The 21,029-nt window shown below is 41.4% G+C and carries 20 protein-coding genes; 16 read left to right on the top strand and 4 right to left on the bottom strand.

Features of this window, described 5'->3' with window-relative positions:
* Window positions 1–12 precede the first annotated feature (12 nt).
* The 4 genes from gcvPA to E7746_RS04460 are packed head-to-tail and all read right to left on the bottom strand — an operon-like array spanning window position 13 to window position 3,801.
* Complete coding sequence (gcvPA, locus tag E7746_RS04475) at window positions 13–1,338, bottom strand: aminomethyl-transferring glycine dehydrogenase subunit GcvPA (RefSeq protein WP_136409980.1); 1,326 nt, start codon at window positions 1,336–1,338, stop codon at window positions 13–15.
* Between the two features lie 14 nt (window positions 1,339–1,352).
* A complete protein-coding gene (gcvH, locus tag E7746_RS04470; protein ID WP_123395856.1) occupies window positions 1,353–1,718 on the bottom strand; it encodes a glycine cleavage system protein GcvH in 366 nt (121 codons plus the stop codon).
* A 12-nt stretch (window positions 1,719–1,730) separates the two neighbouring features.
* A complete protein-coding gene (gene gcvT / locus E7746_RS04465; protein WP_136409979.1) occupies window positions 1,731–2,828 on the bottom strand; it encodes a glycine cleavage system aminomethyltransferase GcvT in 1,098 nt (365 codons plus the stop codon).
* Between the two features lies 1 nt (window position 2,829).
* A complete protein-coding gene (locus E7746_RS04460) occupies window positions 2,830–3,801 on the bottom strand; it encodes a lipoate--protein ligase (RefSeq protein ID WP_123395858.1) in 972 nt (323 codons plus the stop codon).
* Between the two features lie 421 nt (window positions 3,802–4,222).
* On the opposite strand from E7746_RS04460, the gene E7746_RS04455 reads away from it, so the two are divergent.
* The 16 genes from E7746_RS04455 to E7746_RS04380 all read left to right on the top strand — a co-directional run bounded on the left by E7746_RS04455 (window position 4,223) and on the right by E7746_RS04380 (window position 21,028).
* Window positions 4,223–4,840 carry a UpxY family transcription antiterminator gene (locus tag E7746_RS04455; RefSeq protein ID WP_168184296.1) on the top strand — a complete coding sequence of 206 codons (618 nt, stop codon included), beginning with the start codon at window positions 4,223–4,225 and terminating at the stop codon, window positions 4,838–4,840.
* A 136-nt stretch (window positions 4,841–4,976) separates the two neighbouring features.
* Window positions 4,977–5,663, top strand: a complete 687-nt coding sequence (locus tag E7746_RS04450) for a hypothetical protein (RefSeq protein ID WP_238337332.1) — start codon at window positions 4,977–4,979, stop codon at window positions 5,661–5,663.
* Between the two features lie 65 nt (window positions 5,664–5,728).
* A complete protein-coding gene (locus E7746_RS04445; protein ID WP_136409977.1) occupies window positions 5,729–7,165 on the top strand; it encodes a lipopolysaccharide biosynthesis protein in 1,437 nt (478 codons plus the stop codon).
* Window positions 7,166–7,192: 27 nt separating this feature from the next.
* Window positions 7,193–8,305, top strand: a complete 1,113-nt coding sequence (locus E7746_RS04440) for a DegT/DnrJ/EryC1/StrS family aminotransferase (RefSeq protein WP_136409976.1) — start codon at window positions 7,193–7,195, stop codon at window positions 8,303–8,305.
* The gene (locus tag E7746_RS04435) at window positions 8,302–9,516 is read left to right on the top strand and encodes an ATP-grasp domain-containing protein (protein WP_123395863.1); all 1,215 of its coding nucleotides are present in this window, start codon (window positions 8,302–8,304) and stop codon (window positions 9,514–9,516) included. Before E7746_RS04440 ends, E7746_RS04435 begins: the two co-directional genes overlap by 4 nt.
* Window positions 9,516–10,526: an NAD-dependent epimerase/dehydratase family protein gene (locus E7746_RS04430; protein WP_123395864.1), complete on the top strand. Its 1,011-nt coding sequence runs from the start codon at window positions 9,516–9,518 to the stop codon at window positions 10,524–10,526. The genes E7746_RS04435 and E7746_RS04430 overlap by 1 nt, the downstream gene beginning before the upstream one ends.
* Before the next feature lie 6 nt (window positions 10,527–10,532).
* Window positions 10,533–11,468, top strand: coding sequence for a glycosyltransferase family 2 protein (locus E7746_RS04425; RefSeq protein WP_136409975.1), 936 nt, complete (start codon window positions 10,533–10,535; stop codon window positions 11,466–11,468).
* A gap of 103 nt (window positions 11,469–11,571) precedes the next feature.
* The gene (locus E7746_RS04420) at window positions 11,572–12,783 is read left to right on the top strand and encodes an O-antigen polymerase (RefSeq protein WP_136409974.1); all 1,212 of its coding nucleotides are present in this window, start codon (window positions 11,572–11,574) and stop codon (window positions 12,781–12,783) included.
* Window positions 12,784–12,856: 73 nt separating this feature from the next.
* Entirely contained in the window at window positions 12,857–13,996 is a 1,140-nt protein-coding gene (locus E7746_RS04415; protein ID WP_136409973.1) for an NAD-dependent epimerase/dehydratase family protein, read from the top strand.
* Complete coding sequence (locus E7746_RS04410; RefSeq protein WP_136409972.1) at window positions 13,993–14,967, top strand: CgeB family protein; 975 nt, start codon at window positions 13,993–13,995, stop codon at window positions 14,965–14,967. The genes E7746_RS04415 and E7746_RS04410 overlap by 4 nt, the downstream gene beginning before the upstream one ends.
* A 135-nt stretch (window positions 14,968–15,102) precedes the next feature.
* Window positions 15,103–15,828, top strand: coding sequence for an IspD/TarI family cytidylyltransferase (locus tag E7746_RS04405; protein ID WP_136409971.1), 726 nt, complete (start codon window positions 15,103–15,105; stop codon window positions 15,826–15,828).
* 1 nt (window position 15,829) lies between these two features.
* The gene (locus tag E7746_RS04400) at window positions 15,830–16,882 is read left to right on the top strand and encodes an NAD-dependent epimerase/dehydratase family protein (protein ID WP_136409970.1); all 1,053 of its coding nucleotides are present in this window, start codon (window positions 15,830–15,832) and stop codon (window positions 16,880–16,882) included.
* Window positions 16,882–18,093 (top strand): CDP-glycerol glycerophosphotransferase family protein, encoded by a 1,212-nt coding sequence (locus tag E7746_RS04395; protein WP_136409969.1) that lies wholly within the window; start codon window positions 16,882–16,884, stop codon window positions 18,091–18,093. Before E7746_RS04400 ends, E7746_RS04395 begins: the two co-directional genes overlap by 1 nt.
* On the top strand, window positions 18,065–19,084 hold the full coding sequence (locus E7746_RS04390) for an acyltransferase family protein (RefSeq protein WP_136409968.1): 1,020 nt from the start codon (window positions 18,065–18,067) through the stop codon (window positions 19,082–19,084). Before E7746_RS04395 ends, E7746_RS04390 begins: the two co-directional genes overlap by 29 nt.
* A gap of 9 nt (window positions 19,085–19,093) precedes the next feature.
* Window positions 19,094–20,167, top strand: a complete 1,074-nt coding sequence (locus tag E7746_RS04385) for a polysaccharide biosynthesis protein (protein WP_136409967.1) — start codon at window positions 19,094–19,096, stop codon at window positions 20,165–20,167.
* Window positions 20,168–20,170: 3 nt separating this feature from the next.
* Window positions 20,171–21,028, top strand: coding sequence for an SDR family oxidoreductase (locus E7746_RS04380; RefSeq protein WP_136409966.1), 858 nt, complete (start codon window positions 20,171–20,173; stop codon window positions 21,026–21,028).
* The last annotated feature ends 1 nt before the right edge of the window (window position 21,029 follow it).

Raw genomic sequence — 21,029 nt, 5'->3', positions numbered from 1 at the left:
TGAACTCCTTTCTTACATTTGTTTTACAATATCAACCAATCGGGTCATGTCATCGCGCGACTGCATCTCGGTCACGGCAATCATCAATTCACGGTCGCCCAACTTCACGCCACCGAGCACTCCGCAATCCACTCCCTTGGCAAGGAAATCATCGACATCAAAGTCGGTGGTCAGTACAAACTCGTTCAGGAACGGATACTCAGGATATTTCAACTTGACTTTACCAGTCTTCACAAGCTCATCGGCAAGCTGATGCGCTCCGGCACAGCCTATTTGATTGACCTCATCAAGTCCCGACGCGCCCATCAACGACATGTACACCGTTACATAGAGCGCCATCAAGCCTTGATTGGAACAGATGTTACTTGTAGCCTTATCTCGGCGTATATGTTGTTCACGTGCCTGAAGCGTCAGCACAAATACCCTGCGCCCGGCATCGTCGGTAGTAGCGCCTACGATACGGCCCGGCATCTTCCTTATCAAATCCTTGGTTGCACAAAGATATCCGAGATACGGCCCGACATAGTTCAACGGCATACCCAGCGACTGTGCGTCACCTGCCGCAATGTCGGCGTCCCACTCTCCCGGCGATTTTATCACTCCGAGAGCCGAAGCTACGCAATTCATTATGAACAATGACTTTTTGGAGTGACATGTATCGGCCCACCCCGTGTAATCCTCAAGTATTCCATAATAGTTGGGCGATGCCACAACCACTCCGGCTACATCGCCGGCTGCCATCTTTGTTTCAAAATCGTCACGTGAGGTAACGCCGTCATGCTCCTCAATCGTGTCGAGCACTATGCCGTGATAGTGGGCGTAGGTAGCCATGACATCACGCACGGCCGGATTTACGGTTGCCGACACCAGCACACGATTGCGCTTGCGTGCCGACGCCACCGACATGATCATGGCCTCGGCGGTAGCCGTGGCTCCGTCATACATCGAAGCATTCGACACCTCAAGGCCGGTGAGCTGCGACATCATGCTCTGATACTCAAATATGTATTGAAGCGTGCCTTGTGATATTTCAGGCTGATAAGGCGTATAGGCCGTAAGAAACTCCGACCGCGATATTATAGCCGGTATAACGGCCGGGGCATAGTGATCGTAATATCCACCTCCTGCAAAGCAGGTCAGGTTAACGTTTTGATCAAACAGCGAATCAAAGAAATCACGCACTTCCTTCTCGCTCATCTCATCGGGAAGATTCAAATGGCGGCCAAGAAGCAATTTCCGAGGAACATCGGAGTATAAATCGTCAATGCTCGCCACATTGCATTTGGCGAGCATTGCGTCTATATCCTCCCCGGTATGGGGGAAATAGCGGTGTATCATGGTTTATGAGTTAATTAGTGGCACAATGCCTTATAGTCCTCTTCGTCAAGAAGTGAGTCAAGTTCCGACGGGTCGGAAAGCTCTACCTTTATAATCCAGGTGTCCATGGCATCCTTGTTGATAAGTCCGGGCTCGTCAACAAGCGCAAAGTTTACCTCTATTACTTTACCGCTAACCGGCGAAATAAGGTCGCTTGCAGCCTTAACGCTCTCGATTGCACCGAAATCCTCTCCGGCGGTCACCTCATCATCCTCTTCGGGAAGATCGACATACACCACATTGCCAAGCTGATGCTGTGCATAATCGGTGATGCCGATTACTCCTATGTTACCGTCTACTTTAATATACTCGTGGGAAGGTGAATAATAAATCTTGCTCATAATACTTAATGTTTAGTTTTTATAATTTTTCTTGTAATATTTCTTTTTTACAACTGTGGCAGGGAATGTTTTGCGGCGTATGCGCACTTTCAACGGAGTTCCCAATGCCGAATAACGTGCATCGACCATGGCATTTGCCACGCTCTTGTCGGTCGATATGGAGTGATAACCCGTAGTGACATGACCCACAACCTCATCGGCATCGTTCAGCACTTCATAGCCATGACGGGGTATGGCCTTGTCGGCGAGTTCAAGACCTACAAGCTTACGGTCGACACCCTTTGCCTTCAATGCCACCGTGGCATCGCGTCCTATGAAATCGGGCTTCTCCATACGCACAAACATGCTCAATCCGGCCTCAAGCGGTGAAATGTCGTCGGCAAGTTCGTTGCCATAGAGCGGCAATCCCACTTCAAAGCGCAGTGTGTCACGACAACCGAGGCCGCACGGTTCAACCTGTCCCGAAGCGATCAACCGCTCCCACAGGTCAATTATAACCTGATGTGAGGCATATATCTCAAAACCGTCCTCTCCGGTGTAGCCAGTACGGCTCACTATCGACGGCTGCCCGTCGATCATCGGCTCAAAGAAGGTATAGAATGTCAGTTGACTGCAGTCGATTCCTAAAACTTCGTTCATTATGCGCTCGGCTGCAGGGCCCTGCACGGCAAGTTCGCCAAGATTCTCGCTTACATTTTCAACCGTTACATCAAATCCTGAAGCATTGCTCTTGATCCACTCTACATCCTTGTCGATGTTGGATGCATTGATGACGAAGAAGAACTTGTCGGCAGCACGCTTGTAGACGAGCAAGTCGTCAACCACGCCTCCCGAAGGATTCAGCATCATTCCATAGAAGCACTTTCCTACCGACGCATCTGTGACATCGTTGCTGAACACATAATTCACATAGGCCTCGGCTGCCGGGCCTTCAATGGTCACCTCGCCCATGTGGGATACATCAAACACTCCACATGCATTGCGCACAGCTTCATGCTCCTCTACAATGCCTCTATATTGTATCGGCATCTCAAATCCGCCAAACGGACTCATTTGCGCTCCAAGAGCGACATGCTTGTCATACAGACAAGTTTTCTTGTTATCCGGCATATTATTCTATCAATATGTTTAGTAATTGTGATTTATCAAGTCCCGAAATAATTGAGCCGACATCTATGTCGCCAATCGCATCGTCCAATGCCTCCCGCGTGTAAACAGCACCTTTCAGGCGGTCAAGAAGCTTGGCATCGATGTCGCTCAGCAGGAAATAATCGCCTGCAATGTTGATTTTATGCACGCGTTGGCCTTTGAGCTCAATGTCGACCTGAAACTCTCCCACCCCCTCGATGCGACAATGACGCGACACTCCGCAAAGCGGATTCTTTCCCAAAATCCATTCATCGGAATAGTAAGGTTGCGACATCTCTTCTATGGCCGAAATGTCGTCAGCTGTCAGCACAAGCTCACCGTCGCTCATATACCGCCGGGCATAGGCCTTAAACTCCTCGATGTCCATGTCGATATGCCGGCTCAATGTAGTTATGTGACTACGCACCGAGTCGACACCCTTTGACTCAAGCTTGGCTTCGGATGGAGAGATGGCTTGTGTGATATGCGCCAAATCGGTGTCATACAACATCGTTCCGTGAACTATGCTTCGGCCCGGAATGTGATAGAAAGCGTTTCCCGACACCTTGCGACCGTCGATGAGCACATCATTGCGACCGGTGCTTTCAGCATTCAACCCGAGTGAACGCAACATTGCGGCCACCCGCTCGGTATAGGATGAAAAGGTTGTGACAACATCGTCGGAGCTAACGATATAAGAAAACATGATGTTGCTCATGTCGGCAAACACGCATCCTCCTCCACTCTTGCGACGATATACCGCAATGCCGTTATTGCGACAATAGTCAATGTTGACCTCTCTTTCAATCAATTGGTTACGACCGAATATCACTGTGGGATCAACCTGCCACATAAAGAAAAATTCCTCATCGAAACGACGAGCGACATACTCCTCCATCGCCAAATAGAACGGGAGGCGTCGAACCGTTGAATCCGATAAGGATACATACTTCATAAATAAACGTGTTTAACGTGGATAGAAGATTTTTGTCAGTTCCCAAAGTTATGAAATGTTTTTGGATTTGCAAACAAACTCACCCACATCTCTAAAAATTTATCTCCACCCCCAACCCACCTCCATCCAATCTTGAATAAATACTAATTATATAAATCTCTTTATATAGATACCGTTTACAAATGAGCGAAATCTCTTGGCAAGAGATACTTATTCGCCGACAAAATTAATCTTTTTCATGGAGATATACAAGTCAATCAATCAATTTAATCAGTAACGCATCTGATGTAAAATATTCATAATCCTTTGATTGTTTTCAAAATGCAAGGAATGTTGAAATATAATGTGACTGTATTACAATATGTTTCAAATGAGCGAAATCTCTTGCCAAGAGATGCTTATCAAAATTGGATTCAAAGTGATGAATATCCAAGCAAATAACGACAGCTTCTCGACAGTGCCTGATGGCGTTGACGACGCCGTAGGCGTGGAAAAAGCCAACTGGTATGTTGCAATCGTCAACAACCGTTCTGAAAAAGTCACGGCCGAAAAGCTATCCAACGAAGGATACGAAGCCTATGTCGCATCACAAGAAGAATATCGACTTTGGCGCAACGGCAAAAAGAAGAAAATAGACCGTGTCGTCATACCGTCTATGGTATTTTTACATTGTACCGAAAACGAACGCAGAAGCGTAGTAACGCTCCCCTACATATATCGATTTCTCACAAACAAAGCGGGAAATCCGAACAAATTCGGTCGACCTGTAGCAATCATCCCGGATAGACAGATGTATCAACTCAAATTCATGTTGGGCAATTCTAACAGTCCGGTTGAATTTGTGGATAGGATGTACACTAAAGGCGACAAAGTAAGAGTCATTAGAGGGGGACTTTGCGGACTTGAAGGAGAAGTAATCACATCGCAAGACGGAAAAAGTGAGTTATGGATCAGACTTGACATTCTTGGATGTGCCAAAGTATCAATTGACCCTATCGACATCGAGCCGATCAACAATAATTCTACTCTGCATGATTGATTCTGAAATAGCTCAGTTACCTCATTATTCATCTATTGACTTCTCAAACGGTCATGAAATATCGGCATATAATCATCTGCTGATATCACTCATGCAACATTACGGGCTTCTTGATTGTAGAGCTGCATCAACAGCAATGTCACGACAATTATTGCAGCAATCCAAAGAATGGGTCAAAGCAATTGAAGGCAACATCGCTGTCACACCAGTCCATGAGCTCATTGTTGCGCTAAGTGGATTTGACTTGATTCACCGTATAGCGTTCAGGACTCCGGCATCATCAGCCTTTATCGGAGGATGTTACCTGAAATCATTCAATGAGCGCATGCGTGGCAACATGCTTATCAGCGATACGGATCTTTATAGCGCTATTTCCGACAGAATACAGTTTCGTGACAAAGCGTTCTTTGACAAGCCCCTCCAATGGCAATGCTTGACATCAAGCGAATGGTATAATGAATGTAAGTCCACCGGCAAATTCCTAAATTCATCGCTTGAACAATCATTACATAAGGCACGCATTCTTCTCGATAAGGACTTATTTGCTTTTACAGGACGCAATCAGGAGCAGTTTAAGCGAATGCTTTCTGACCATTATCTTCCTTCAATAATAGTCAACGGCACAGAAAACGCCGAAACGCTCAAAGCCAAACTTGCATTCCTGCGAAGCAATCGCCAACGATTCAACTCAATAAGACAGGCATATACAATTGAACAGAATCTGCTGACAGCCCTTATGCAATCGGCCGACACGCATCAGCTCGACCGCATTGCCTACAGTCTCGATGCTCAATTCAAAACCCATCTCGCCGAAGCAATGTAAATCCTACGAGGATTTCATACTTATCGGCATCTAACACACCCTCGGCCGCATCAGGCGCCACCGCCATGCCCGAATCACTGAAACACAAGACCCTCAAAGGCACCCTGTGGAGCTCGGTTGAGCGATTCTCGGTGCAGGGGGTGGCTTTTGTCGTGATGATCGTCATGGCAAGAATCCTTACACCTGAGGATTACGGTCTTGTGGGCGACATAATCATATTCATAGCAATATCCCAGTCACTCGTCGATAGCGGATTTTCACAGGCTCTTATAAGAAAACAAAATCGCTCCGAGATCGACAATTCAACGGTGTTCTACTTCAACATAGCCGTAGGTGTTGTACTGTACCTGATTCTGTTTTTATGCGCTCCGCTTATCGCACAATTCTATGATGAGCCTATATTAATCCCTCTTACAAGAGTAATCTCACTTAGCGTGCTCCTCAACTCGCTTGTCGTGGTGCAGAGAGCGTTGTTAACGGTGAATATTGACTTCAAGACACAAGCCAAAGCCTCACTTACGGCTGCAATAGTGTCAGGAATCGTAGGAATATACATGGCATATACCGGATGGGGAGTGTGGGCCATTGCCGGACACCAGATTGTCAACCTCGCTGTCAACACCGGTCTGCTTTGGGTGTTGTCGCACTGGCACCCTGCTCTATCTTATAGCTGGAGTTCATTCCGCGAGTTGTTCGGATTCGGATCCAAATTGGCAATAAGCGGAATCATCGATACGATATACCAGAATGTCTATCTGATAGTGATTGGCAAGGTGTTCCGAACAGCCGACCTTGGTTACTACACACGAGCCCACCAGTTTGCACAGTTTCCGTCATCCAACTTCACCGGCATAATCCAGCGTGTGACATTCCCTGTGCTATGCACAATCCAGAACGATGACACTCGGCTTCGCTCGGTCTACCGACGGTTTCTGCGCTTGTCGGCATTTATCGTGTTTCCGCTCATGGTAGGCCTTGCAGCAGTGGCCCATCCAATGGTAATTGTGCTACTAAAGGAGCAGTGGGCGTTTGCAGCCACTCTTCTTTCAATAATATGCTTCTCAATGATGTGGTATCCCGTGCATGCTATAAACCTCAATTTGCTACAGGTCAAGGGTCGTTCCGACTTGTTCCTGAAGCTGGAGATTTGGAAAAAGTGCATCGGCGTGGCAATTCTCTGCATGACCGTGCCCATGGGACTAATAGCCATGTGCGTGGGTTCGATATTCTCATCATTGATATGCCTTGGCATAAACACCTACTACACTGGCAAATTAATCCAGGTGGGATTCTTCAAGCAAATGCGCGACCTGATGCCGACCCTGTTCTACTCTCTGTCGATGGGTGCTGTGGTGTATGCGACTGTCAATATTATCCCAGGAGAGCGGTTCCAGCTCATTGCCGGAATTGCAGCGGGCATAGCCTATTTCGCAATAATAACACGGCTTACCAAGTCGCAGGACCTACGAGAATTGCTTGCCTTCATTAAAGAAAGGAAATAATCAAGTATAAAATATACATAATACAACATGGACAATAATCATCAGATTACGGTCACTTCACCTTTGCTGCCCGACCTTGACGAGTTTCACCAACTACTCAAGGAAATCTGGGACAGTAAATGGATAACCAACAACGGCTCATTCCACCAACGGCTTGAAAAAGCATTGGCCGAGTATCTCAAAGTGCCTTATGTAAGCCTTTTCACAAACGGAACCCTGCCTCTGATTACGGCACTTCAGGCACTGCGAATAACCGGCGAGGTGATAACTACCCCCTACAGCTTCGTGGCTACGACCCACTCATTGTGGTGGAACGGCATAAAGCCCGTGTTTGTCGACATCGATCCGGCAACAGGCAACATAGATCCCGAAAAGATTGAAGCGGCCATAACACCCAAGACTACGGCCATAATGCCTGTGCACGTATACGGAAAACCGTGCGATACAAAGCGCATTCAGGAGATAGCCGACAAATACGGACTGAAAGTGATATATGACGCCGCCCATGCCTTTGGAGTTGAGGTGAACGGAGAGTCCATATTAAACGCCGGCGACATGTCGACACTGTCGTTCCACGCTACCAAGGTCTATAACACAATCGAAGGCGGAGCCATGGTGATGCATGATGAAAAGACTAAGAAACGTATCGACTACCTAAAGAACTTCGGATTTGCAGGAGAAACCGAAGTCGTGGCACCCGGAATAAACTCAAAAGTCGACGAAATGCGCTCGGCCTACGGTCTGCTCAACCTGCGTCAGGTCGATGATGCCATAGAAGCTCGCCACCAAGTAGCAGTGCGCTACCGTGAAGCATTGCGCGATGTAGATGGAATCACGTTCTTCGACGACATGCCCGGTGTAAAGCACAACTACTCCTACTTCCCGATATTTATCGATGCCGACAAATTCGGCATGACACGTGACGAACTTTACTTCAAGATGCGTGACAACGGAGTGCTCGGACGCCGATACTTCTATCCCTTGATAAGCGAATTCACCACCTATCGCGGACTCCCCTCAGCAGCGCCCGATAATCTGCCTAACGCCCATCGCATGGCCGACACAGTAATATGCCTACCCATGCACCATGCCCTCTCCGATGCCGATGTTAACAAAATAATAGCACAAATAAAAAGATGAGCCAATCAGGACAAAAAAAAATAATGCTCCTTGGCGGACTTCGCTATCTGCTGCCGGTAATTAAAGCCGCCCACAAAAACGGATATTATGTCATTACAGTAGATTATATTCCCGACAACATAGCCCATAAATACTCCGACGAATATTACAACATCAGCATCCTTGACAAAGAAGCCGTGTTAAGTCTTACCAAAGAACTTGATATAGACGGTATAATGTCATTTGCCGTAGATCCTGGAGTTGTTACCGCCGCATACGTAGCCGAAAAGATGGGGCTACCGTTTCAAGGCTCATACGAAGCCGTGTCTATATTACAGGACAAAGCAAAATTCCGCAAGTTCTTGACGGAGCACAACTTTAATGTACCCACCGCTAAAGGATACGATAATAAAGCTGATGCCCTGGCTGATACAGCAATCTTCAACTGGCCTGTAATTGTAAAACCGGTTGACTCGGCAGGCAGCAAAGGAGTGTCAAAAGTCGACACTCCGGAAAGATTAATCGATGCCATAGATTATGCATTGTCCGAATCTCACAATGGGCACTTCATAATAGAGGATTTCCTTGAAAAAGAGGGAAATTCTTCTGATACCGATTGTTTCTCAATCAATGGTGAACTGGCATTTTGCTCATTCTCAAATCAATTCTTCGATCCTAACGCAGAAAATCCATACACACCGGCCGCCTACAGCTGGCCTTCCACAATGCCGGCCAACATTCAGGAGGAACTGAGATCGGAACTGCAAAGGCTTGTAACATTGTTGAAATTGGGAACGGGTATATATAATGTAGAAACACGGCTATGCAAAAACGGTAAGCCATACATCATGGAGTTCACGCCCCGAGGAGGTGGCAACCGACTTGCCGAAATGCTCGACATTGCCGCCAACGCCCACCTCATCGAAAATGCAGTAAAAGCAGCCGTAGGTGATTCAATTATCCCAATGTCAATGCCTGAATACGACGGCCACATTGCAGAGATAATACTTCACGCTGACAATGACGGAATATTCGATCGTCTTGAAATCGCAGATGACAAACGACCTCTTGTCATAGAAACCGACTTATGGGTCAAAAATGGAGATAAAGTAAACGGATTCACAGGAGCAAACAATGCTATCGGTACACTTGTCCTGCGATTCCCAACACGGGAAGCATTGGAACGAGCAATGATTTCAATCAACGATTGGTGTAAAATAATAATAAAATAATGACACATAAAAAGATATTAGTACTTGGTGCTACTGGTCATTTAGGAGCATATTCATCAGTTTATTTAAATGAATGTGGATACGATGTAGTGGCTATTGGTCATCGAAATTCTGATAATGGATTTTTTTTAACCAAAGGTATTGAATATATAGGAGGTTTCGATTTATCCGACAAGGAAACATTTAAAAAATTACCGACAGATATCGATGCTGTTGTACACCTTGCCGGCACAATGCCAGCTCATGCTGATGCATCGCCAATGCCATATATTAATAGCATTGTAGTTGGCATGGTAAATCTTTGTGAATGGTTGAAAATAACAAAATGTCGTCGAGTTATATTTAACACAACTCCTTCGGATGTTTGCCAATTTTTTGGCACTGATAAACCAGTTAAGGACGATGCTCAAAGATCTTTTCCTAAAGATGGTGGCGATCATGCTATTTATGCAATAGCAAAAAATGCAGCAGTTGACATTTTAGAGCACTATAATCATTTATGTGGTATATCCAGCTGTATATTTAGGCATTTGACAGTTTATGGTTATCAGCCAAATCCATATTATCATATTAATGGTGTAAAAAAAATGCTTCCATGGAGAATCATACAACATAAAGCCGAACAAAATCAACCGGTTGAAATATGGGGAGATCCTTCAAGAAAAAAAGAATTGCTATATATAAAAGATTTTACAAATGCAGTCAAATGTGCTCTTGAAACTGGAGTCGAAGGCATATTCAATTTGTCAGGCGATAGACCATATACATTAGAAGAACAAATCGATGGAATAATTGAAACTTTCAATTCACCAAAATGTAAATCGGAAAAAATCTATATACCGGATAAACCCAATACCCCACAAAATCTATTAGATTCCACTAAAGCCAAGGAAATAATGAGTTGGATTCCAAAGTATGATTGGAAATCAGCATGCATTGATATGAAAAAAGAAAAGCAAATTGAGCCATTTTCTTTATTATGGGGCAAATCCGAAGAATTCAAATATTAATAATATATGAATAATCTTCCTTTAGTTTCAATAAGCTGCATAACATACAATCATGCATCATACATTAAAGAATGTATTGATGGATTCTTAATGCAAAAAACTAATTTTAATTTTGAGGTATTAATTCATGATGATCATTCTACTGATGGGACAGAGGAAATTATTAAGGAATATGCAAAACAATATCCCGACATAATAAAACCTCTATTTGAAAAAGAGAACCAATATAGCCTAGGAAAACCAATCGGCTCAGCTGTATGGAATTTACCTCGAGCGAGAGGGGAATATATTGCAATTTGCGAAGGTGACGACTATTGGACCGACCCCTACAAGCTTCAAAAACAAGTAGACTTTCTTGAATCACATCCCGATTACGGAATGTGCTATACCAAAGTCAAGAGATTTGTCCCCAAAAATAATAAATTCATTGATGAATGGGGAGGCCCAAATGAAACGATGGATAAACTACTTATTGAGAATACCATACCAACGTTGACGGCTGTATTCCATAAAGCCATCTACTATAATTATTTGACGGAAATCCATCCAAGCAAACGAGGATGGCTCATGGGCGACTACCCAATATGGTTATATTTTGCTCAAAATAGCAAAATTAAATTCATAAATGAAACAACTGGTGTCTATCGAATCTGCACTGAATCAGCAAGTCATTCTAATGACCTCGAGAAAATAATCCGATTCAACAACTCTTACCATGATATAAGAACATGGTATAACAGTCGCCAAAATACTGTACCTCAGAAAAAATTGGATCAGAATCAAGCTGTACTTCTCTTTAATTCTTCAGTATTTCGCAGTTCTAAAGAATACGCGAAGTTATACTACAAAAGAATTGAAAACAAAACTCTAAAAATAAGGATAAAATATTGGGCTTGCATGCTTGGAGTATATCCAATTATTCGTTACATCTCTAAATTGTAATTGCTTAAGGATTTCTGTATAATACAAATACAATAAAATCAAATATCAAAAGGTATTCCGAATAATACTGGAGTCCACTAATTAGCTAATAAAAAATTTATCCATGCTATTAATCTGTGCAATTCTTACGATTTTCTTTGCACTTATTCTAAAATATCTAACAAGGAGTTTTTTTCATCCTTCAGTTATTGTTGGGTTAGCATGGGGAATCACATTGCTATTATATCTTGTAGTGGAGCATCCGTTATGGCGACTATCGCCAGAATTCCTTAACGTATTTACTTTTTGGGTAATTCCTTTTATGGTTGTTTCTTATACAGTATCATACCATCCTAACCACATTGCATATAGTACGAATAATTTATCATATAATTCTAAATTATTTAATATCCTGTTTCCATATGTAGTTATACTATCAATATTGCTAATAGTTTTATTAATTCATTATTCAGGAGGTGTAGGTGAAAATCTTCGAACATTTATGCTTGAAAAGAATAAATATCCCCTCATTATTCGAATTTTGATTGCCATTAATACTTTTACAATTATTTATAGTTTATACGCGCTCCTTCATTATGATAAAGTTGGGAAAAAACGAGTAATATTACTTATCACATTATTGATACTCATTAGTTTTCTCAAATCAGCTAAAGGAGCAATTTTTAGAATTTTTATCGGAATAGTATTTATATTATATCGAAGACAGAGTATTAATAAATCCAAGTTAATCCTAAGTACGATTATATTAGTAATTCTTCTCATACTTGTTACGGTATTTAGGAATGACTCTACTGCTCAACAAGATGATGCATTTATCAAATATCTATACATCTATATATTATCTCCTATAACTGCTTTAGACTTGCTAATCAACCAAGAGGTGAATCCTATTATTGGAACCAATGGGAGTGCCTCTTTCCCTTTTTTATTTACAGTTCTTAATATTTTTGGCTTAGATTACACATTTACGGAGAATCCAGGTTGGGTAACAGTTCCTGTATTTACTAATGTATATACGGCTATATGGGGATTTTATTCTGATTTTAATTGGGTAGGGGTTTTCATCTTCTCAATTATAATGGGATGGGTATGGGGCATAGTATATCGTTTACAGCAAGCAGGTAATCAAATTGCATTATTGTTTTATTCTGCAACTTGTTTCAGCTTGATTTTCCAGGCATTTGGAGATTTTTTTATAGAATCATTCTCAATGGATATTCAAATGCTGATATATTGCATAATTCTTTCTAATGGGGTCAAAATTTCCCCAACTAATAAGAATTCAAATTTCCCGCAATTAAAAATTTTTAAATAGACCCCAGTCGATTGAAAATGAGACTCACGGTTATGCAGTAGATTCCATTTTTAATGAATTTTTAAAGACAGAAATGAAAAAAGTATTGATTACTGGTGGAGCTGGTTTCATCGGCTCTAATGTTGCACTGAAACTTATAGCTAAGGGTATTGATGTCACTGTCCTCGATAACCTTTCACCGCAGATTCATGGTGATAATCCGGAGGTTACATCCCCGCTTTATCAAAGCATAAAAGGCAAAGTTCGGTTTGTCAAAGGCACGGTGACATCACGTGATGATTGGCGCAAAGTCTTGGATGGAGTTGATGCGGTGTTGCATCTCGCTGCCGAGACCGGGACAGGTCAATCAATGTACGAGATAGAAAAGTACGTGAATGTGAACATCGGTGGTACGGCAATTCTCCTTGACATCCTCACCAATGAAAAGACCGATGTAAAACGTGTGGTTGTGGCTGAGTCTCGCGCCATTTACGGTGAAGGACGTTATTGGAGCGACGAGCTCAACGCATTCGTATATCCCGATGAACGTCCCGAAGAAACGATGTCAAAAGGAGACTTTGAGGTAAAATATCCGGGCTGTTTAGAACCGTTGAAACTCGTTGGGACAACTGAAGATTCGAAGATACACCCCGGTTCTGTCTATGGCATAACAAAACAGGTTCAAGGACAACTTGTGCACATGGTGTGCCAGTCAATCGGAATAGAATCTGTTTCTTTCCGCTACCAGAACGTGTATGGTCCCGGGCAGTCGCTTAGCAATCCTTACACTGGCATACTCTCCATTTTCTCAACCCGAATCAAAAACGGCAATGGTATCAATATCTTTGAGGACGGAAAGGAAACCCGTGATTTCGTGTATATTGATGATATAGCTGATGCCACAATCTTAGGATTGACAGTTCCGGGAGTTTCAGGGAATGCATTTAACATTGGCACAGGTGTGGCAACTGATGTCCTGACTGTGGCAAATACACTCAAGAAGTATTATGGCATAGATGTCCCTATAACCGTTTCAGGCAACTACCGTCTTGGTGATATACGTCACAACTTCGCCGACATCACAAAAGCTCGTAAATTGCTCGGCTTCGAACCCAGATGGTCATTCGATAAAGGAATCGAACAATTCTGCCGTTGGGTTGATAGCCAACCAATTCAGCAAGATAATTACGAAGCCTCAATAGAGGAAATGAAACAAAAAGGACTTTATAAATGAATAAATTATCACAACTTAAAGGTCATAGAATTCTATTTATAGGAATAGGATTCTATGATTATGATCAATCGATAATAGCCGAATTAAAAAAACTAAATAAGGAAGTATCATACTTCTCTACTCATACAAATATTTGGAATTTGCTAATATTCAAGAGACTTCATCTTAATAAAATATCTGAGAAAATATTAAAGAAAAATATTGACAGGCAAATAAACCGAAGTTCGATCAATAATGACATTGTATTTGTAATAAAGGGAGAAAATTTTGATGACTCTCATTTAATAAAACTAAGGTCGCTAAATCCTAATGCCATATTTATATTATACCTATGGGATGATCTTCATAGATTAAAAAATTTAAATACACTAAACTATTTTGACAAAATATGGAGTTTTGACAGAGTGGATTGTTTAAAAAATAAAAATCTATCTTTTAGACCATTATTTTATAGGGAGAAACAAAATAAAACTACTAAAAATATTGATATATCTTTCATAGGAGGACTACATTCTGATAGGTTAGAAATTTCAAGAGAAATTAAACGACAGGCCAAATTGAATGGAAAATCATATTATATAAAACTATATACAGGTATATGGTTATTTATAAAAATGATAATAACAGGTCAATTAAGGATTAAAGACTTAGATATAATTTCCATATTGCCAATTTCATATAATAAAGTAATTGATATAACTCGTAAATCTAAAGTAGTTTTAGATGTACAGCATCCATCCCAATACGGATTAACAATGAGAAGTATTGAAGCAATCGAAAGTGGATGTATTCTTCTTACTACAAATAAAGACCTCGTAAACTATTCGGATATTCCTAAAGAATCTTATATCATACTTGATAGAGAACATCCTGTTTTTCCTAATATTATAAATGCATCAACATTTAAATTATCAGATTCATATTCTTTAAAAAACTTTCTGAAAGAAGTTATATTCATCAATGAAAATTAAACAGAATAATAGATCTGTAATAATTTGTACAACTATTTTGGGGTTAGTTTCTATTATATAAAGATATTTTGAGCATTACTGAAATCATCCATAGTAATGTACTGGGATACTTACTTTTTAGTTAATAATGGAGAAATGAAGCGAAGTAATATAGCCGTCATTTTTGCCGGAGGCAGCGGGCGCCGAATGAACAATGACGGAAAGCCAAAGCAGTTTCTTGAACTTAAGGGTAAACCGATAATAATATATACCCTTGAACTATTTGAACAACATCCTGAGATCGACGGAATTGTAGTTGTGTGTCTTGAAAGTTGGATAGAACAGCTTAAACAGCTGCTTCACAAATTCAACATACAGAAAGTTGTCGACATTGTACCCGGAGGCGCCACCGGACAAGACTCTATATACTCCGGCATCAAAGCGGCATCAAAACTATATTCCCCTGAATCCATAGTCTTGATTCACGATGGCGTGCGTCCGCTTATTAATGCACAGACAATCAGCGACAACATCAAGTCGGTAAAGCAATATGGTTCATGCATAACATGTGTACCTACGATAGAAACATTTGTAGTAGCAAATGCTGACGGCCACTTCGACATTCCTGAACGAAAAGACTCACTAATAGCTCGTGCGCCTCAAAGTTTTGTACTGAAGGACATCCTAACAGTACATGAAGACGCCCGTCAAAACAACCGACACGACTACATTGACAGTTGCTCGCTAATGAACCACTATGGCTACAAACTACACACCATAATAGGTCCTGTAGAAAACATAAAAATAACAACACCTATGGACTACTTTGTTTTCAAGGCAATGGTTGAAGTCCACGAAGTACAACAAGTATTCGGATTCTGATATGTTTGGATACAACAACCCAATAGTCAAAGATGATTTGACCGACATCTCCCATAAAGTTGATTGGAGTCGGTTCAACAACAAGACAATTCTAATAACCGGAGCCAACGGTCACATTGCATCCTATCTTATATACTCTTTTGCTTATGCAATTGATTGCGGTATAATCACGGCTGACATCATAGCCATTTCACGCAACAATGATAAGTTGATGTCACTTTATGCTCCGTTGACACAAAAAAAATGGTTTTCAATCATAGTCGGCGATGTAAGCAATCCTATCGACTATTCTTCCAAAATCGATTATATATTTCACTTTGCAGGAAATGCATCACCCTATTATATATCCAATGATCCCGTAGGAATTCTTAGAGCGAACATCAGTGGCACATTCAATATATGCGAGTTGGCCCGTCGTAATACCGATTGCAAAATAATATATGCTTCGACAAGAGAAGTTTACGGTGACAATAAGCTAGACCAATCTCTCACCGAAACCTCTTTTGGTGCGCTTGATCCGCTTGATCGCCGTTCATGCTATCCTGAAAGCAAAAGAGCCGCTGAAACCATTCTCGAAGCCTACCATAACCAATACATAATAAAATATGCTGTAACACGCATAGCCCACTGTTATGGTCCGGGAATGAAACTCGCAAATGATGGACGAGTGATGTCCGATTTCATCAACAATGCAGTCAGTTGCAACGACATAGTGCTTAACTCTGACGGAAAAGCGTTACGATCATTTTGCTATATCTCTGATGTAATAACGGCATTATTAATCATCGCATCCGATGAAAGTGACAATTCAGTATTCAATCTGTCAAATGAAACGGAGGAGATAAGCATCCTTCAATTAGCCGAAAAAATAGCATCGGCTAAAGGCGATATTAAAGTCATCGTTAAAGCTCGAGAAATCGATGCATCATTATATTGCAATTATAAGCGCAAACCTCTTGATTGTAGCCGATTAAACGCTCTTGGATGGCATCCTACGGTAAAATTGCATCAAGGCATAACACAAACAATGCAAAGTTTTGACACAAAAAGGTAATGAAAAACTACATTAAGGCATATATAGTAAGCTTCGCCAGATTAGTATTGAAGCTCGGTTACATTTTCCCAGTAAAAAAGCATAAGATTATATTCTCATCATACGAGGGAATGCAGTACACCTGCAATCCAAAGTACTTGTTTGAAGGGCTTTTTGATTCTCTTGACAGCAGCTATGAATATGTTTGGGTGCTAAACAATCCCGATTTCCTTCCAGAGAAATACAGAAAATCGGTAAAAACAGCAAAGTATTTATCACCCACGCACATATATCATCTTCTGACATCAGGAATAATTATAAGTAATCTTGGCATCGAGCCAATAATCCCTAAAAGAGCATCTCAAAAATTTATAAACACCTGGCATGGAGGCGGAGCCTATAAAAGAGTGTCGTCTGACATGAATATGTTCTCAAAATCCGAGAAATATTACATCAACAAAATGCGCGACATACGCCATAAAGGAACCGACTATTTTCTGTCAAGTTGTGAACGTTTCACCGAAGTTTCCTCTAAGGACTTCTATATTGACAAGGACCGATTCATACCTTCGGGCCTTCCGCGAAACGACCGATTCTTTAACACCACCGATGAGCAACGTACAATAGCACGCAATGCTTTTTGCAAGAAATACGGCATTCCTAATGACAATTTATTGATTCTTTATGCACCAACATTCAGAGGAACACACCGTAAACAGGAACATATAGACAATCAGGTGTGCAGTCAAGAAGTTGCAGAAGCGTTTGTCCAACGTTTCAATAAGGATGTGACATTCCTGTTCCGGAGTCACATATCAAAAGATAGTTCAATGTCGGATCATTTTGATAATAATGTGAAAATGATTGACATGACATCTTATCCTGATATGCAGGACCTGCTTGAATTCGCTGATGTGCTGGTAACCGACTACTCATCTTCAATATGGGATTACTGCATAACCAATAAACCCGGATTCCTCTTTGTTCCGGATCTTAAACAATATAATTCTGACAGAGGCTTTTATACTCCGATAGAAGATTGGCCTTACAATTATGCCGAAACAAAAAAACAGTTTATTGAAAAAATCAAATCTTTTTCTATTGAAGATAATGAATCAAAGATAAGTAAACATACACAAATGCTTGGTTCGTATGAAACAGGTAATGCCGCAAATATAGTTATTAATCTAATAATCAACTTAAATGGAGAAGAAAGAAATAGTTTGGATTGATTGGGCGAAATTTATATGCATGCTACTTGTGTATTGGGATCACGTTATGTTATACGGGTATAACTCTGCACCCTTTATAATTCCATTTCGACCATTCTTTGTAAATGCATTCTTTTTTATAAGCGGATATTTAATATTTTTAAAACAATTATCCCCCAATTATATAAAATTAGATACTCGAGCTTTTCTTAAAAGCGGTTTTTGCGAGCATGGTATGATTATGAATATCATATTCAAAATAGCAATACCCACAATTATATTTGCAGCTTTTGATTTTATTCCGGCATGTTTGGTTAAGGGAGAAGAAATTTCTATTCGCGCTTTTATTTTTGACACACTAATTGAGGGTGGCAATTGGTTTACTTGTGCCCTTACAGTATCTGAACTTATATTATTTGTGTTATTAATGACACGAATTAAAAACATATTATTTTATGTTTTTATAGGATTAATGCTTGCTATTTTTGGTGTTTTTTTACAGAAAATCAATTATACAATTCTTGGGAACGAACATTTACCCTGGTTTTATAAAAGTGGGATAATAGCATGTGCATTTCTTTCATTAGGAGGCTTCTATCGTGTATATGAAATGATTTTTGACAAATTTAAAGGGCTATTTCCTGTGATATTTCTTTTAATTGCAATAAATGTTGATCTTGATTGTGAGCCAATGTCGACATGGGCAGGAATAAACTTAAGAGGATTTATAATAAGTGTTATCTCAATATTTGCTTTAATTGATCTTTGTAAACAATTACCCAAATTCAAATTCATTCAATACATTTCAAGACATACAATTGGCTTTTATTTTTTATCAGCCGCGATTCCATTTTTATGCATAAGGATTTGTGATTTATATATTCCATTAGGTCCTATATCGTTTCTGATACAATTTACTTTGAGTTTTGCTCTTGCTTGGCTTATTGTATTCTTGTTAGAAAAATATTTACCATTCATTTTTGATTTACGCGTATTAAAATCTAAGAAATAAATTTTTGATATGTCAATATTCAAAGACAAAGTCCTCTTGATTACCGGAGGCACAGGGTCCTTTGGCAACGCCGTATTAAGGCGTTTTCTGGATTCCGACATAAAGGAGATTCGCATTTTCAGTCGTGATGAAAAGAAACAGGACGATATGCGACACAAGCTTCAGAATCCCAAAGTGAAATATTTCATTGGCGATGTGCGCAACAAGCAGTCGGTTGACATTGCTATGCGCGGAGTTGACTATGTTTTCTCGGCTGCAGCACTAAAGCAAGTCCCCAGTTGCGAGTTCTTCCCCATGGAAGCCACACGCACAAACGTGGAGGGCACTAACAACGTGCTTCTATCGGCAATCGAAAACGGAGTCAAGAATGTAGTCGTTCTGTCAACCGACAAGGCTGCTTATCCAATCAATGCAATGGGAATATCAAAGGCCTTGATGGAAAAAGTTGCGATATCCAAAGGCCGAGAACTCGGCGAAGGAGCTCCCACGACAATATGTTGCACTCGTTACGGAAATGTAATGGCATCACGTGGTTCTGTAATCCCCTTGTGGGTTGACCAAATGATAAACGGCAATCCGATAACTATCACCGACCCCGACATGACTCGGTTCATGATGACACTTGACGATGCTGTCGACCTTGTAATATACGCTTTCACCCACGGTCATAACGGCGACCTTTTCGTCCAAAAAGCTCCGGCGGCGACACTCGACACATTGGCCAAAGCGTTGAAGGAACTTTATGCCCAAATAGATCCCAAATATGGTCAAACGGAAGTCAAAGTCATAGGAACTCGACACGGAGAGAAACTATATGAAACACTTGTTACCCGTGAAGAAATGGCCAAAGCCATCGACATGGGCGATTATTACCGAATACCCTGTGACTCTCGCGACCTAAATTACGACAAGTATTTCACCGAGGGAGAAGGTAGCCTAACAACCATTGAGGACTACCACAGCCACAACACAAGGAGGCTCGATGTCGAAGGTATGAAGAAAGAGCTCATGCGCCTACGTTTTGTCAGAGAAGACCTCGGCCTTGAAGAGAAAGCAGAATCTAAGGAAATACGTTCGGAATAATATATGAAGTTTCTTGTATTGGGGTGTAACGGAATGGCCGGACACCAGATATCGCTATACTTGCAAGAGCAAGGTCACGATGTTACAGGATTTGCCCTCGAAAAATCCAAGCTATTGAATCATAGCATCGCAGGAGATGCAACCGACTTCGATTCGTTAAATACAATAATCCAAACGGGGAAATATGACACGGTTATAAACTGCATTGGAATTCTCAATCAGTTTGCTGAAAATAATCACGCCTTGGCTGCATTGCTCAACAGTTATCTGCCGCATTTCGTGGCCGCATCGGCCAATGCTGTCGACACGCAAGTGATCCACATGAGCACCGACTGTGTTTTCTCTGGTGCTCGCGGTCAATACACCGAAGATGATTTTCCTGATGGTACTACATTCTACGACCGAAGCAAAGCTCTGGGCGAGCTCAATGACGACAAAAATATAACATTGCGTAATTCAATCGTAGGTCCCGACATAAATGAGCGAGGTATCGGACTCATGAACTGGTTCATGAAACAAAGCGGCGAAATAAACGGTTTCACCGGGGCTCTGTGGACAGGACAGACTACGCTTCAACTCGCTAAAACGATGGAAGCGGCGGCTAAGGAGAGGGCAACCGGACTATACAACACTGTTCCCGACTGTCACATATCAAAATATGATCTGCTGGGACTATTCAACAAATATTTGCGTGGAAACTCAATGACAATACACCCTATCGAAGGTGTTAACGCCGACAAGTCGCTGAAACGTACGCGATTTGATTTCAGCTACAGAATCCCCGACTATGAAAAGATGGTGGCCGAAGCGGCTCAATGGATTTTCAAGCACAAGTCACTTTATCCTCATTACAACCTGTAAA

It is taken from the genome of Muribaculum gordoncarteri, assembly GCF_004803695.1.
GTDB classification, from domain to species: domain Bacteria; phylum Bacteroidota; class Bacteroidia; order Bacteroidales; family Muribaculaceae; genus Muribaculum; species Muribaculum gordoncarteri.
This window is presented reverse-complemented; position numbering and strand designations above follow the sequence as displayed.